Origin of the sequence: Cupriavidus sp. TMH.W2 (genome assembly GCF_050847365.1) — a bacterium.
Lineage (GTDB): Bacteria > Pseudomonadota > Gammaproteobacteria > Burkholderiales > Burkholderiaceae > Cupriavidus.
The window spans coordinates 3,191,630-3,206,116 of record NZ_CP193792.1; the positions used below are offsets into that span (position 1 = coordinate 3,191,630).

Here is a 14,487-nt window from a genome sequence, read left to right on the forward strand (position 1 = left end):
CCCCTCATGGGGAGAGGGCAGGGTGAGGGGTGGTTTGACTAGGCACCACGCCTGATCGGGCCCCCGCCCTCACCCCCTGCCCCTCTCCCGCCAGCGGGAGAGGGGAGCAAACCATTGACCCTTTTTATGCCTCGCCCTGCCCGTGGTCGACGTTGTGCAGGCGCTCGTCCAGGCGGATGTCCGGTTCGGCCAGCGCCGCGGCCTCTTCGGCCTTGATCGCCTGCAGGTGGTCCTTGATCGCGTAGATCAGCTCGCGGCAGCCTTCGCCGGTCAGCGCCGAGATCTGGAACACCGGGCCCTTCCACTTGTAGCGCTTGAGGAAGTCCTTCACGCGGGTGGCGCGCTCTTCCCCGGGAACCACGTCGAGCTTGTTCAGCACCAGCCAGCGCGGCTTGTCGTACAGGGTCTCGTCGTACTTCTTCAGTTCGTTGACGATGGCCTTGGCCTCGGCCACCGGGTCGACCGCTTCGTCGAACGGTGCCAGGTCCACGATATGCAGCAGCAGGCCGGTGCGCTGCAGGTGGCGCAGGAACTGGTGGCCCAGGCCCGCGCCTTCGGCGGCGCCTTCGATCAGGCCGGGGATGTCGGCGACCACGAACGATTGCTCATGGTCCACGCGCACCACGCCCAGGTTCGGGTGCAGCGTGGTGAACGGATAATCCGCCACCTTCGGGCGCGCGTTGGAGATGTGCGAGATAAAGGTCGACTTGCCGGCATTGGGCATGCCCAGCAGGCCGACGTCGGCCAGCACCTTGAGCTCGAGCTTGAGCATGCGGCGCTCGCCCGGCTTGCCGTCCACCTGCTGGCGCGGCGCGCGGTTGGTGCTGGACTTGAAATGCAGGTTGCCCCAGCCGCCCATGCCGCCTTCGGCCAGGCATACGCGCTGGCCGTGCTCGGTCAGGTCGGCGATGACTTCGCCGGTGTCCATGTCGGTGATCAGCGTGCCCACCGGCATGCGCAGCGTGATGTCCTCGCCGGCGGCGCCGTAGCAGTCGGAGCCGCGGCCATTTTCACCGTTGCGGGCGACGTGCTTCCTGGCGTAGCGGAAGTCGATCAGGGTGTTGATATTGCGGTCCGCCACGGCGAACACGCTGCCGCCGCGGCCGCCATCGCCACCATCCGGGCCGCCGAAGGGCACAAACTTCTCGCGCCGGAACGAGGCGCTGCCATTGCCGCCGTTGCCGGCGATGGCTTCGATTCGGGCTTCGTCTATGAACTTCATGATGATGGGTTTCCGTGATGGATCGGCGGATCAGCGGCTGGATGGCACCATCCGCGCTGGCGAACTGACATTGTCGCCAGAAAAGAAAAGGCCCCGCAAGCGTTGCGGGGCCTTCATCCTGCAAAGGCTGTTATCAGGCCGCCGGAACGACGCTGACTTGCTGCTTCTTGGCAGGGCCCTTGACGGCGAACTGCACGTGGCCGTCCACCAGGGCAAACAGCGTGTGGTCCTTGCCCACGCCGACGTTGTCGCCGGCATGCACGCGGGTACCGCGCTGGCGGATGATGATGCCGCCGGCGTTGATGGCCTGGCCACCAAACACCTTCACGCCCAGACGCTTCGATTCGGAATCACGGCCGTTCCGCGTGGAACCGCCGCCTTTTTTCTGTGCCATGTCTTACTCCTGTCGCTTTACCTGGTTACGCTCGATCGATCAGGCAACGATCGCTTCGATGCGCAGTTCGGTGTAATTCTGACGATGGCCCTGACGCTTCTGGTAGTGCTTGCGACGGCGCATCTTGAAGATCTTCACCTTGTCGTGACGACCTTGGGAGATAACGGTAGCTTTGACGGAAGCCCCGCTAACCAGCGGCGTACCAAACTTGATTTGGTCGCCGGCGCCCACTGCGAGCACCTGGTCCAGCGTGATTTCTGCGCCAATGTCTGCCGGTATCTGTTCTACTTTAAGTTTTTCGCCAGCAGCAACCTTGTATTGCTTGCCGCCGGTTTTTACGACCGCGTACATTGTCGAACCTCTCGGATGTGAATAAAACGCCTTGCCGGCACTGGCGCGCCCTGCGCAGCCGGTCAAAAGCACGGCATAGCGCGGGGGCGGGCTCACTGCGGCCCGGTTATCTCCCACCGGCCAGAACCCGCAAAGCGAGCGCAACGACCGGAGGAAACCGGCAATTGTAAACGAAATCCTGGAAAAGGGCAAAGAAAACAGGCACATAGCCTGTTCGCGGCGGTATCGCCACAGCAAGTGTGGCATGCGGCTCAGGCCAGGTCGGCGAGAAGGAATCCCGCCAGTGCGGCAAACGCCACCCACAGCGCGGTGCGGTGCGTCGGACGACGGGGTGCGGGCTTGTTCATGGCTGCATTATAGATGCGCCCCACATGAACACCCGGGGCGCACCCCCCGATCGGGTATCTTTAGATAGGGGACCATACGTAGAACGCCGCGTGCATCGCATATAATCGTCCGGTTTTGCGTAACGGTGATCATCTTGCCCCAGCCTTCCGCTACTGCCTTGCTTGCTCCGGTCGTTGCAGACATGCGCGCGGTCGATGCTGTTATCCGCCAGCGGCTGTCCTCTGAAGTCCCCCTGATCGAACAGATCGGCGAATACATCATCAGCGCGGGCGGCAAGCGCCTGCGCCCGGTGATCCTGCTGCTGATGGCACGCGCGATGGGCTATGACGGCAACCGCCATCATGAGCTGGCCGCCGTCGTTGAATTCATCCACACCGCCACCCTGCTGCACGACGACGTCGTCGACGAGTCCGAGCTGCGGCGCGGGCGCGACACCGCCAACGCCGTGTTCGGCAATGCCGCCAGCGTACTGGTGGGCGACTTCCTCTATTCGCGCGCGTTCCAGATGATGGTCGATGCGGGCAGCATGCGCATTATGGAGATCCTGTCCAACGCGACCAACGTGATCGCCGAGGGCGAGGTCCTGCAGCTGCTGAACATGCACGACCCCGACGTCACCGTCGAGCGCTACCTGCAGGTCATCCGCTACAAGACCGCCAAGCTGTTCGAGGCCGCCGCGCAACTCGGCGCTGTGCTGGCCGGCGCAGACGCCCGGATGGAAGAAGCCGCGGCCGAATACGGCCGGCGCATCGGCACCGCCTTCCAGCTGATCGACGACATGCTGGACTACACCGCCAGCGCCGAGCAGATGGGCAAGAACGCCGGCGACGACCTGCGCGAAGGCAAGCCCACCCTGCCGCTGCTGCACCTGCTGGAACACGGCACGCCCGAGCAGCGCCAGCTGGCGCGCGATGCCATCGTGCAGGGGGGCACCGAGCACTTCGACGCCGTGTTCGCGGCAATCCACGCCAGCGGCGCGCTGGAGATTACCTTCGAGGCCGCGCGGCGCGAAGCCGAGGCCGCAGAGCAGGCGGCACGGCAGTTCCCGCCGTCCGAGCTGAAGGAAACCCTGATCCAGCTCTGCGCGTTCTCGCTGCAGCGGCAGTCCTGACACGACCGCGGGGATGGCCGCGGAAGCGGGACGAACGGCGATTTTCCTCACCCTCTTCCATTCCCAAAAAAACACTGCTACACTTATCTTCTTTGCTGCTGACGACCAAAACGTCTGCCAGCAAACCAAATCGGGGTGTAGCTTAGCCTGGTAGAGCGCTACGTTCGGGACGTAGAGGCCGGAGGTTCGAATCCTCTCACCCCGACCAGATTTAAGAAGCCGAATCGACGAAAGTTGATTCGGCTTTTTGTCTTTTGCGCCAACGGTTGTGGTCAGATCAGGTGCGCGGCCTCGCGCACCCTTTGCGCCGTGGCAGGCAAGCCGTTCCGCGCCAGGGCCTGCGCAAATTCTTCGGCCGTATTGAACGGTTGCTTGCGGCGTGCGCGCATCTGCCTGAAAGCAGCACCGACAGTGACCGGCGCCAGATCCCATTGCCGGACGATGAAGCCATCCGGATCGATGACTTCTATCCCGTACGCCTTCACGATCTCGCACGGAAAATCGCGGCGATTGCGCGTGACAATATAGTCGGCATGGCCGGCGATCGCCGCGGCAAGGACGTGCCTGTCGTCGGGGTCCGGCAGGCAGAAACTCTGCACCAACGGCATCCACGTGGCCTCTGCCACTTCCCAGTCGGCCACTGCCTCGCGCATGGCGTCGCGGCGCACACCGAGGCGCCCTGACAGCTCGGGTCGTTGCGCCTCCAGTGCGGCGATCCATTCCCCTTCGATCCGCAGTGTCCACCTGGCGGCGAAGAGCCCGGCCGTCGCAAGGCTCAGCAAAGCGTCGGTGATCGCGATCGGATAGAGGACGCACGCGTCCAGCAATGCCGTGCAGCGCGCAAACCCCGCCATCAGTAATCCAGGCCCAGCTCACGCGCGTCGTCGGCCATGCGCTCGAGTGCGGCCGACTGCCGTTCGCGCATCTTGCGAGCGTATGCCGCCAGGTCTTCATAGGCGATGCGCCGATGGGTGCCAACCTTGCGGTGCGCCAGCCTGCCCGCTTCGATCTCCTTGATCACGAAGGGCCGGGATACGTTCAGGAATTGCGCGGCCTCGACCGTGGTGAATTCGCGATGCGCCGGGATCAGCGTGAGCGCACGCCCCTCGCTGATGGCGCCGAGGACTTGGCCGATCAGTTTCAGCGCTGCTGGCGGCAAGGCAACAGGCGGGTGCGAGCCGTCCCCGGTGCTGAGGGTGATAGAGACGGCGCGCGAGTGGTCTAGCGCCTCCATGATGCAGCGTTGGGCAATGCGGGCCATTTCCAGGTCTTCCTCTGTCATGGGCGGCGGAATCACGTCGCGGAATGGGTCTGCGGTACGCATGGCGTTCCTTGGGTTCAAATGAGAACACGAAGTCCCGTTAGGTTTCTTCTCAAAAGGAGCCTAGCCCACAACTGCAGTAGACGCAATATCCGCAACAAACGCAACAGACACAGTGCCTGCGCGCATGGCCGAACTCGCCATGTCATCCCGGAGGCATTCGGGCCGCCACATTTCCCCGCGCAACAGGGTTGCGCCCGTGTCGCGCAAACGCCAATGCCACGCCCTCATCGCCTTTACAAAAAGTGACCCCAGCGGCAAACTGCCCCGATCCGGGGACGTGGGTCCGTCCGCCCCCGCCTGCATGGCATCCGCCATCGCCCAACCGCACCACACAGCGCACCTGTCATGACACTCGGTCTTGCCCTGGCCCAGAGCCGGCGTATCGCGCCCGCCCTGCTTGCTCAGCTGGAGCAGGCCGCGCGTGAAAAGCAGTCGCAGCTGATCGACGAGATCGTTGGCAGCGGCACCATGAGCGCGCACGACCTGGCGCTGTTCGCCGCGGACAAGTACCAGTTGCCGCTGCTGGATCTGGCGCAATACAACCTGACCAAGGTGCCGTCGGCGCTGGCCGGCAACCGCGAGTTCCACGCGCACCGGCTGCTGCCGCTGGGCCGGCGCGAGAACCGGCTGTTGCTGGCGATGTCCGACCCGTCCAACCAGGCCGGGCTGGATGCCATCAAGGAAAAGTACAAGCTGCCGGTCGAAGCGGTGGTGGTCGAGCACGACAAGCTGATGAAGCATGTGCGCTCCGCCGGCGAGGCCCTGGGCACCCTGAAGAACATCTCGCCGGTGCAGGCCGAGCGCAAGATGATCGAATACGATCCGGTGGCCGCGGCCGGCAACCAGCGCAACCGCACTACCGCCGACAATATCGACGACGCTCCGGTGGTGCGTTTCCTGCAGAAGCTGCTGACCGAGGCCTTCCACCGCGGCGCCTCGGACCTGCACTTCGAGCCGTTCGAGACCTTCTACCGCATCCGCTTCCGCGTCGACGGCGTGCTGCAGGAGGTCGCGCGCCCGCCGCTGGATATCCGCGACAAGATCGCCACCCGCATCAAGGTGCTGTCGCGGCTGGATATTTCTGAAAAGCGCGTGCCGCAGGACGGCCGCATGAAGCTGCTGCTCGCCCTGCCCAAGGACAAGGATTCCAAGGAAACGGTCGAGAAGGCGGTGGACTTCCGCGTGTCGACACTGCCGACGCTGTTCGGCGAGAAGATCGTGATGCGGATTCTCGAATCGTCGTCGGACAAGCTCGATATCGACCAGCTCGGCTACGAGCCCGCGCAGAAGGCGCTGCTGCTGGACGTGATCAAGCGTCCCTACGGCATGGTGCTGGTGACCGGCCCCACCGGCAGCGGCAAGACGGTGTCGCTGTACACCTTCCTGAACCTGCTGAACCAGGGCGACATCAATATCTCCACCGCCGAGGACCCGGCGGAAATCCAGTTGCCGGGCATCAACCAGGTCAACGTCAACGACAAGGCGGGCCTGACCTTCGCCGCGGCGCTGCGCTCATTCCTGCGCCAGGATCCGGACATCATCATGGTCGGCGAAATCCGCGACCTGGAAACCGCCGATATCTCGATCAAGGCAGCGCAGACCGGCCACCTGGTGTTGTCGACACTGCACACCAACGATGCGCCGACCACGCTGACCCGACTGATGAACATGGGCGTGGCGGCCTTCAATATTGCGTCGAGCGTGCTGATGATCACCGCGCAGCGGCTGGCGCGGCGGCTGTGCCACTGCAAGCGCGAGGGCGAGATCCCGCGCGAGGCGCTGCTGGAGGCAGGCTTCCGCGAACAAGACCTGGACGGCAGCTGGCAGCCCTACCACCCGGTCGGCTGCGAGCGCTGCAACGGCACTGGCTACAAGGGCCGCTGCGGCATCTACCAGGTCATGCCGATCACCGAGCCCATGCAGGAGATCATCCTGACGCACGGCACGGCGTTACAGATTGCAGAGCAGGCGCGCAAGGACGGCGTGCTATCGTTGCGCGAAGCGGGTCTGCTGAAGGTGAAGCAGGGCGTCACGTCACTCGAAGAAGTGCTGGCGACTACGAATACTTAGGGAAGCAAGGTAAATACAAGACGCAGAACAAGCGTCGTTTACATTGGGGGTCAATATCATGGCGACGCGCGCACCAGCGGCGGGCGCCCGGACGGCGGCAACGTCACGGGCGAAATCAGGGAAGGGGCGCAAGGCACCCACCCAGTACATCTTCGAGTGGGAAGGCAAGGACCGCAAGGGCAAGACCTTCACCGGCGAGCTGCGCGCCGAAAACCAGGCCGAGGTCACCGCCACGCTGCGCAAGCAGGGCCTGACCATCGTCAAGCTGAAGAAGCGCAAGGCCGCGCGCGGGCGCAAGATCACCCAGAAGGACATTGCCTACTTCACCCGGCAACTGTCCACCATGCTCAAGGCCGGCATTCCGCTGCTGCAGTCGATCGACATCATCGCGCGCGGGCACGCGAATCCCAACTTCACCCAGCTGCTGTCCGACATCCGCTTCGATATCGAGGCCGGCAGCAGCATGGCCGCGGCGTTCCGGCGCCATCCGCAGTATTTCGACACGCTGTACTGCAACCTGATCGATGCCGGCGAACAGGGCGGTATCCTGGACTCGCTGCTGGAGCGCCTGTCGCTCTATATGGAAAAGACCATCGCGCTGAAGAGCCAGATCAAGTCGGCGATGATCTACCCGATCGCGGTGCTGACGGTGGCCTTTGCCGTCACGGTGATCCTGATGCTGTTCGTGATCCCCGCGTTCAAGGGCGTGTTCTCCAGCTTCGGCGCCAACCTGCCGGCGCCGACGCTGGTTGTGATCGCGATCTCGGACTTCTTTGTCCGGTACTGGTACGTGGTGATCGGGGTGCCGGTGGCCGGCATCGCCTTCTACCTGCGCGCACTGAAGAAATCCGAGAAAGTACAGCGCGCAACCGACCGCGCGCTGCTGAAGCTGCCGATCTTCGGCAACCTGTTCCGCAAGGCCGTGATCGCGCGCTGGACCCGCACGCTGGCCACCATGTTCGCCGCCGGCACGCCGCTGGTGGAGTCGATGGAGTCCGTGGCCGGCGCGGCCGGCAACTGGGTCTACTATGACGCCACGCGCGAGATCGAGCAGTCGGTACGCATCGGCACCAGCCTGACCAACGCGATGCAGGCCACCCATGTGTTCGACAACATGGTGCTGCAGATGACGCAGATCGGCGAGGAGTCCGGCGCGCTGGACAACATGCTGCTGAAGGTGGCCGAGTTCTACGAGCGCGAGGTCGACGACGCCGTTGCCGCCATTTCCAGCCTGATCGAGCCGCTGATCATCGTGGTGCTGGGCGTGCTGATCGGCGGCATGGTGGTGGCGATGTACCTGCCGATCTTCAAGCTGGGACAGGTGGTGTAAGCAATGCTGCCTGCATGGTCCGCTTCTCCCTACCCGATCAACAGCGCGGCCGGCTCCGCGCCGCTGCTGCAGGCGCTGGCGGCGCTGCCACCCGTCTTCCTGGTGGCGGTCGCTGCGCTGCTCGGGCTGGTGGTCGGCAGCTTCCTCAATGTGGTCATCCACCGGGTGCCGCGCATGATGGAGCGCGACGAGGCCAACTATATCGCCGAGCTGCGCGGCGACCCGCTGCCCTACCCCGGCCGCTACAACCTGATGGTGCCGCGCTCGGCCTGCCCGCATTGCGGCCACGCGATCGCACCCTGGGAAAACGTGCCGGTGCTGAGCTACCTGTTCCTGCGCGGACGCTGCTCGGCATGCAAGGCGCCGATCAGCGTGCGCTATCCGCTGGTGGAGCTGGCCTGCGGCGTGCTGAGCGCGCTGGTGGCGTGGCACTTCGGCCCCGGCGGGCAGGCGCTGGCCGCACTGGTGATGGTGTGGGCACTGCTGGCGCTGACCATGATCGATGCCGACACGCAATTGCTGCCGGACCAGATCACGCTGCCGCTGCTGTGGCTGGGCCTGCTGCTGAACCTTGGCGGCCTGTTCGTGGCGCTGCCGGACGCGGTGATCGGCGCCGCCGCCGGCTACCTGATGCTGTGGACGGCCTACTGGCTGTTCCGGCTGGTGCGCGGCAAGGAAGGCATGGGCTTTGGCGACTTCAAGCTGATGGCGGCGCTGGGCGCCTGGTTCGGCTGGCAGGCGCTGCCGGCGCTGGTGTTGCTGTCGTCGGTGGTGGGCGTGCTGTTCGGGCTGGCCAATATCGCGCTGCGCCGCCAGGAACGCGACACGCCCTTCCCGTTCGGGCCCTTCATCGCGCTGGCCGGCGTGGTGGTGCTGCTATTCGGCCCCGGCGTGCTGCCGCTGTTTGCCTGGCCATGACGGCCATGGCGGTGTCCGACGCCGGCCGCTGAAGCTGGTATCGTTGCAGCAACCCCGTCAAACAGAACCTCACATGCTCGAAATCGGACTGACCGGCGGCATCGGCAGCGGCAAGACCCGCGTGGCCGACATGTTCGCCGCGCATGGCGCCGCGATCATCGACACCGACCTGCTCGCGCATGAGATCACTGCCCCGGGCGGGCGCGCCATCCCGGCGCTGGTCGAGGCCTTCGGCCCCGCCTGCCTGCGCGCGGACGGCGCCATGGACCGCGACGCTATGCGCGCGCTGGTGTTTGCCGACCCGGCCGCCAAGGCGCGGCTCGAGGCCATCACGCACCCGCTGATCCGTGCCCTGACCACCGAGCGCGCCCAGTCGATCCGCGATGCGGGCGAGCATCCCTACCTGATCTACGTGGTGCCGCTGCTGGTGGAATCGGGCACATGGCGCGAGCGCGTGGACCGCGTGCTGGTGGTGGACTGCGCCGAGGCCACCCAGGTGGCGCGCGTGATGTCGCGCAACGGCTTCAGCCGTGAGCAGGTACAGGCCATCATGGCCAGACAGGCGACACGGGACGCGCGCCTGGCATGTGCCGACGACGTCATCGACAACGACGGGCCGCCGGAAGCGCTCGTCGCGCAGGTCGACCGGCTCGACCGGCAATATCGTGAACTGTCGGCCGCGGCCAGGGTCCATCCATAACGCGCAACCCGGCACGCCGGCGCATGGCATCACGCACGCGACATTGTCCTCGGCCCTTGTCTCGCATAGAATGCGCTGGAATATGCGAGGAAATCACCGCATACTGCCGGTATCCGCCTGCCATATATCGCCCCTTCCGGCATTTCCCGGGCCTCATTCTGCACCGGGCCGCTCCTGAAAACGCCCGACGCCCTGCACGGACATAGCACTTGATTCTGTACGAATACCCTTTCAACGAACGCATCAGGACCCTCCTGCGCCTGGAGGACCTGTTCGATCGGCTGGAATATTTTCTCGGCCAGGATCATGCCCATCAGCACCATGTCGCGCTGACCACGCTGTTCGAGATCATCGACGTGGCCGGCCGCGCCGACCTCAAGACCGACCTGATCAAGGAACTGGAACGCCAGCGCCAGGCCCTGGCACCGCTGCGCGCCAACCCGCAGATCGACCAGGAGGCGCTGGATGCCGTCATCGGCGAGATCGAGCAGGGCATCGGGCTGCTCAACCAGACCGTGGGCAAGGCCGGCCAGCTGCTGGCCGACAATGAGTGGCTGACCAGCATCCGCAGCCGCGCAATCATCCCCGGCGGCACCTGCGAGTTCGACCTGCCGGCCTATTACGCCTGGCAGCACCGCCCCGCCGAAGACCGCCGCGCCGATATCCTGAAGTGGGTTCGTCCGCTGCTGTCGCTGCGCATGGGCACCACCATCGTGCTGCGCCTGCTGCGCGAGGCCGGCCAGAGCGGCAAGGTGATCGCCACCGGCGGCAGCTACCAGCAGATGCTGTCCGGGCGCAGCTACCAGCTGATGCAGGTCTGGCTGGACGAATCGCTGCTGGCCTTCATCCCCGAGATGAGCGCCAACAAGTACATGCTGTGGGTGCGCTTCACGCAGCAGGACGGCGACCTGCGCCCGCGCCCGGTCGATGCGGATATTCCGTTCCTGCTGAAACTTTGCAATTTCTGAAGCCTGCGCTGAACGCTATGCCTGCTGTCGTCAAATGCCCCACTTGCGGCACTGAGGTGGCCTGGGTGCCCGACAACAAATTCCGCCCGTTCTGTTCCGAACGCTGCAAGCAGATCGACCTCGGCGCCTGGGCGTCCGAGAAGTACGTGATCGGCGGCAAGCCAGGCGAAACCTCTCCCGACCAGTCTGAAGACGAGGACGACTGAAGGGGCGACGCAAGCGCCTTCCCCTTCAGCGTCCCCCGTGGCTCAGTGCGCCGCCGCCAGCACGCGGCGGTGGAACCCCACGCACACCAGCACGAACACCGCAAGGCCCAGCCACTGCGCGGCCGCTTCAAACCCGCCCCCGACCAGCGCCAGCGGCGCATCCTTGCCGGACAGGCCGATCACCGCGGCCAGCATCACGCCGACCAGGCTTTCCCCCACGATCAGGCCCGAGGCCAGCAGCGTGCCGCGCCGCTCGGCGTGTTCCAAGGCCAGCTTGACGTCGTCGCCGCGCGCGGTGGCGCGGCGGCGCTCGCTGCGCAGCAGGAGCCACGACAGCACCGCCCCGACCACCAGCGCCGAGCTGATCGTCGGCGGCAGGTAGATGCCGATGCCCACCGCCAGCACCGGCAGGCGCGCCGCGCCGCGGCGGCGGCGCAGGACCTCGTCGATGGCGATCAGCACCGCGCCCAGCCCGATGCCGATCAGGATCATGGTCCAGTTCAGCTGGTGGGTGAAGATGCCGGTGGCGATCGCCGTCATCAGCGTCGCCTGCGGCGCGGCCAGCGCCTGGTTCGGGTCCATGCCCGCACGCGGCAGTGCGCCGGCGAAGCCATAGGCGCTGTAGAGCAGTTCCAGCACCGGCGGGATCACCGCGGCGCCGACCACGCAGCCGATCAGCAGCGCCACCTGCTGGCGCCACGGCGTGGCGCCGACCAGCCAGCCGGTCTTCAGGTCCTGCAGGTTGTCATTGGCGATGGACGCCACCGCCACCACCGCCGAGGTGGTGAAGATCGCCAGCGCAATCGCGAACTTGCTGCCCTCGGGCGTGACCAGCAGCCCGTCGGCCTTGCCCGCCACCAGGATCAGCAGCGACACCAGGATCACCGCGATGATGCCGATGCCCGAGATCGGGCTGGCCGACGAGCCCACCAGCCCGGCCATATAGCCGCACGCGGCCGCCACCAGGAAGCCGAAGATAAACGCGAACACCACCGCATAGATCACCAGGCGCCAGCGCGCGCCGCCATCGAGCGGCGCCGGCGCAAGGAACCACGCGAACACCGTCACCAGCACCGCCAGCAGCCCCAGCATCACCAGCCCGATCCATTTGGCCGGCATGTCCTGCTGCGTGCGCGGCATCTTGCCCTGCCCCGCCGGCCCGCCCTGCAGCGCGCCGAACGAGGCGCGGATGCCGTACAGCATCGGCCCGGCCAGCGACAGCAGCGTCCAGATCGCGGCGATGCCGATCGTGCCGGCGCCGATAAAGCGCGCCTGCTGGCTCCACACCATGGTGCCGAAGGCCGACAGCGTGGCGCCCTCCGGGCGCGGCGTGATGGCGGTCAGCCACGGCACCGCGACGCCCCAGGTCAGCACCAGCCCGAGCAGCATGGCCAGCCCGCCGACAATGCCGACCAGGTACCCCGCGCCCACCAGCGCCAGCGAGAAGCCCATCGACAGCCGCACCACCGAGGCGCCGGCAGACAGCCAGAAGTTGGCACCCTCGGCCAGCACGCGCAGCCCGCCGGCGGCAAAGCTGAACAGCCCCGCCACCAGGCCGCCGGCCATCAGGTCGGCCAGGCCGGTCGCCTGCGGCTTCTGGCCCGGCGCGGCCTCGTCCGGCACGGCGCTGCCCACGCGCAGGATTTCCGCCGCGGCCACGCCCTCGGGATAGGGCAGTTCGCTTTGCACCACCATCGCATGGCGCAGCGGGATGCTGAACACCACGCCCAGCATGCCGCCGGCCGCGCAGATCGCCAGCGTCTGCCAGAACGGGAAGCCCTGCCAGTGGCCCAGCATCACCAGGCCCGGCAGGATAAAGATGATCGACGACAGGGTGCCCGCGGCCGAGGCCTGCGTCTGCACCATGTTGTTTTCCAGGATGTTGGCGCCGGGGAAGAGCCGCAGCACGGCCATCGAGATCACGGCCGCCGGGATCGCCGACGAGAAAGTCAGGCCGACCTTCAGCCCCAGGTAGATGTTGGAAGCGGTGAACACGACCGTGATCAGCGCACCGAGGAGGATGCCGCGCAGGGTCAGTTCAGGCAGGGAAACGTCGTCGGCGATACGATCGACACGGTGCATGCAGGGTCCTTTCCTGTGGATCAGGGCCTGATCAGGTCCTGGCGGCGCGCAAGCGGGCGCCGCGGCCGCTTGCCCGACAGCGGGAAGGCAGGGTCAGCCGTTGCCCGATTCCTCGGCCAGCCACGCCACCACGGGAATGGTGGCCGGCAGCAGCGGCGCCACCGTCACCGGCGTGCGCTGCCACGAGAAGGCCTGGCCTTCGCGGCCGACGGGCTCGCCCCGCCAGTCGGTGACCTTGCAGAAATGCAGCCGCACATAGGCGTGCGGGTAGTCATGTTCCAGGATGTGCCAGCGCTCGCATTGCGTGACATCAAGGCCCAGCTCTTCATGGAGTTCGCGGGCGAGTGCTGCCTCGACCGACTCGCCCGGCTCCAGCTTGCCGCCGGGGAATTCCCAGTAGCCCTCGTAGGGCTTGCCGGCCGGGCGCTGCGCCAGCAGGAAGCGGCCGTCGGGCTGCACCAGCACGCCGACCGCCACCTCGGTCACCTTGCGCGGCGGGTTGCCGCCGGTCTGCGCGGGGTTCTCCGTGGCAGCGCTCATGCCTTGGCGTCTCCGGGGACCTCGGCGATATAGGGCTTGCCGTGCTTACCGCCCCAGTCGCGCGCGAACTGCCAGGCGACGCGGCCCGAGCGCGAGCCGCGCTCCAGCGCCCACACCAGCGCGTCGCCGCGCGCGGCGGCGATGTCCTCTTCGGTGCAGCCGAAATGCCTGAGCCAGTGGCCGACGATGGCCAGGTATTCGTCCTGCTTGGGCGGGTAGAACGACAGCCACAGCCCGAAGCGCTCGGACAGCGAGATCTTCTCTTCCACCACTTCGCCGGGATGGATCTCGCCGTCGTCGGTGTGGCGGTAGGTCTCGTTGTCCTTCATGTATTCGGGCAGCAGGTGCCGGCGGTTGGACGTGGCGTAGATCACCACGTTGTCCGACTGCGCCGCCACCGAGCCATCCAGCGCCGACTTGAGCGACTTGTAGCCCGACTCGCCTTCCTCGAACGACAGGTCGTCGCAGAAGATCACGAAGCGCTCGGGGCGCTGCGACACCAGCTCGACGATATCGCCGAGGTCGCCCAGGTCGTCCTTGTCGACTTCAACCAGCCGCAGCCCGTCCTTGACGAAGGCATTGAGGCAGGCCTTGATCAGCGACGACTTGCCGGTGCCGCGCGCGCCGGTCAGCAGCACATTGTTGGCCGGCAGCTGGTTCACGAACTGGCGCGTATTGCCGACGATGGCGTCCTTCTGGCGCTCGATGTTCTTCAGGTCGTCCAGATGGATCGGCGGCAGCTGGCGCACCGGCTGCAGGTAGCCGATATTGCCGAACAGGCTCTGCCGCTTGCGCCAGCGGAACGCCACAGCCTCCTGCCAGTCGGCGTCGCTCAGTTGCGGCGGCAGCCATTGTTCGAGTCGGGCGAGGAAGTTGTCGAGGCGGGCGGCAAGGTCAGACATGGCGGGGACGCGCTGGGGCGC

At 66.2% G+C, this 14,487-nt stretch carries 15 protein-coding genes and 1 tRNA gene; 8 read left to right on the forward strand and 8 right to left on the reverse strand.

Annotated elements, in window-relative coordinates:
• Window positions 1–124 precede the first annotated feature (124 nt).
• From obgE to rplU, 3 genes are all read right to left on the reverse strand, one after another.
• Window positions 125–1,222: a GTPase ObgE gene (gene obgE, locus ACREYQ_RS14640; RefSeq protein ID WP_432258295.1), complete on the reverse strand. Its 1,098-nt coding sequence runs from the start codon at window positions 1,220–1,222 to the stop codon at window positions 125–127.
• A 133-nt stretch (window positions 1,223–1,355) separates the two neighbouring features.
• On the reverse strand, window positions 1,356–1,616 hold the full coding sequence (rpmA, locus tag ACREYQ_RS14645) for a 50S ribosomal protein L27 (RefSeq protein ID WP_010814747.1): 261 nt from the start codon (window positions 1,614–1,616) through the stop codon (window positions 1,356–1,358).
• A 39-nt stretch (window positions 1,617–1,655) separates the two neighbouring features.
• Window positions 1,656–1,967, reverse strand: coding sequence for a 50S ribosomal protein L21 (gene rplU, locus ACREYQ_RS14650; RefSeq protein ID WP_006576525.1), 312 nt, complete (start codon window positions 1,965–1,967; stop codon window positions 1,656–1,658).
• 529 nt (window positions 1,968–2,496) lie between these two features.
• Between rplU and ispB the strand changes: the two genes are divergently transcribed.
• Window positions 2,497–3,426 carry an octaprenyl diphosphate synthase gene (gene ispB, locus ACREYQ_RS14655; RefSeq protein ID WP_432260422.1) on the forward strand — a complete coding sequence of 310 codons (930 nt, stop codon included), beginning with the start codon at window positions 2,497–2,499 and terminating at the stop codon, window positions 3,424–3,426.
• A gap of 131 nt (window positions 3,427–3,557) precedes the next feature.
• Window positions 3,558–3,634 (forward strand) — tRNA-Pro (locus ACREYQ_RS14660).
• A gap of 64 nt (window positions 3,635–3,698) precedes the next feature.
• Here ACREYQ_RS14660 and ACREYQ_RS14665 read toward each other — a convergent pair.
• Both ACREYQ_RS14665 and ACREYQ_RS14670 read right to left on the reverse strand, forming a co-directional pair.
• Window positions 3,699–4,280 (reverse strand): PIN domain-containing protein, encoded by a 582-nt coding sequence (locus tag ACREYQ_RS14665; RefSeq protein ID WP_432258296.1) that lies wholly within the window; start codon window positions 4,278–4,280, stop codon window positions 3,699–3,701.
• A complete protein-coding gene (locus tag ACREYQ_RS14670) occupies window positions 4,280–4,750 on the reverse strand; it encodes a helix-turn-helix domain-containing protein (protein ID WP_432258297.1) in 471 nt (156 codons plus the stop codon). Before ACREYQ_RS14670 ends, ACREYQ_RS14665 begins: the two co-directional genes overlap by 1 nt.
• A gap of 345 nt (window positions 4,751–5,095) precedes the next feature.
• Here ACREYQ_RS14670 and pilB point away from each other — a divergent pair, with 345 nt between their 5' ends.
• From pilB to ACREYQ_RS14700, 6 genes are all read left to right on the forward strand, one after another.
• Window positions 5,096–6,820 (forward strand): type IV-A pilus assembly ATPase PilB, encoded by a 1,725-nt coding sequence (gene pilB / locus ACREYQ_RS14675; RefSeq protein ID WP_432258298.1) that lies wholly within the window; start codon window positions 5,096–5,098, stop codon window positions 6,818–6,820.
• 58 nt (window positions 6,821–6,878) lie between these two features.
• Window positions 6,879–8,150 carry a type II secretion system F family protein gene (locus ACREYQ_RS14680; protein ID WP_432258299.1) on the forward strand — a complete coding sequence of 424 codons (1,272 nt, stop codon included), beginning with the start codon at window positions 6,879–6,881 and terminating at the stop codon, window positions 8,148–8,150.
• A 3-nt stretch (window positions 8,151–8,153) separates the two neighbouring features.
• Window positions 8,154–9,068 carry a prepilin peptidase gene (locus ACREYQ_RS14685; protein WP_432258300.1) on the forward strand — a complete coding sequence of 305 codons (915 nt, stop codon included), beginning with the start codon at window positions 8,154–8,156 and terminating at the stop codon, window positions 9,066–9,068.
• Window positions 9,069–9,141: 73 nt separating this feature from the next.
• Window positions 9,142–9,768, forward strand: coding sequence for a dephospho-CoA kinase (gene coaE, locus ACREYQ_RS14690; protein WP_432258301.1), 627 nt, complete (start codon window positions 9,142–9,144; stop codon window positions 9,766–9,768).
• A gap of 209 nt (window positions 9,769–9,977) precedes the next feature.
• Window positions 9,978–10,736, forward strand: a complete 759-nt coding sequence (gene zapD, locus ACREYQ_RS14695; protein ID WP_432258302.1) for a cell division protein ZapD — start codon at window positions 9,978–9,980, stop codon at window positions 10,734–10,736.
• 17 nt (window positions 10,737–10,753) lie between these two features.
• Window positions 10,754–10,942, forward strand: coding sequence for a DNA gyrase inhibitor YacG (locus ACREYQ_RS14700; protein ID WP_116337924.1), 189 nt, complete (start codon window positions 10,754–10,756; stop codon window positions 10,940–10,942).
• A 42-nt stretch (window positions 10,943–10,984) separates the two neighbouring features.
• Here ACREYQ_RS14700 and ACREYQ_RS14705 read toward each other — a convergent pair whose 3' ends face one another.
• The 3 genes from ACREYQ_RS14705 to ACREYQ_RS14715 form a co-directional block, all read right to left on the reverse strand.
• Window positions 10,985–13,024 carry an OPT family oligopeptide transporter gene (locus tag ACREYQ_RS14705; protein ID WP_432258303.1) on the reverse strand — a complete coding sequence of 680 codons (2,040 nt, stop codon included), beginning with the start codon at window positions 13,022–13,024 and terminating at the stop codon, window positions 10,985–10,987.
• A 93-nt stretch (window positions 13,025–13,117) separates the two neighbouring features.
• Window positions 13,118–13,564, reverse strand: coding sequence for an NUDIX domain-containing protein (locus ACREYQ_RS14710; protein ID WP_432258304.1), 447 nt, complete (start codon window positions 13,562–13,564; stop codon window positions 13,118–13,120).
• Window positions 13,561–14,466, reverse strand: coding sequence for an ATP-binding protein (locus tag ACREYQ_RS14715; RefSeq protein ID WP_432258305.1), 906 nt, complete (start codon window positions 14,464–14,466; stop codon window positions 13,561–13,563). Before ACREYQ_RS14715 ends, ACREYQ_RS14710 begins: the two co-directional genes overlap by 4 nt.
• Window positions 14,467–14,487: the final 21 nt, after the last annotated feature.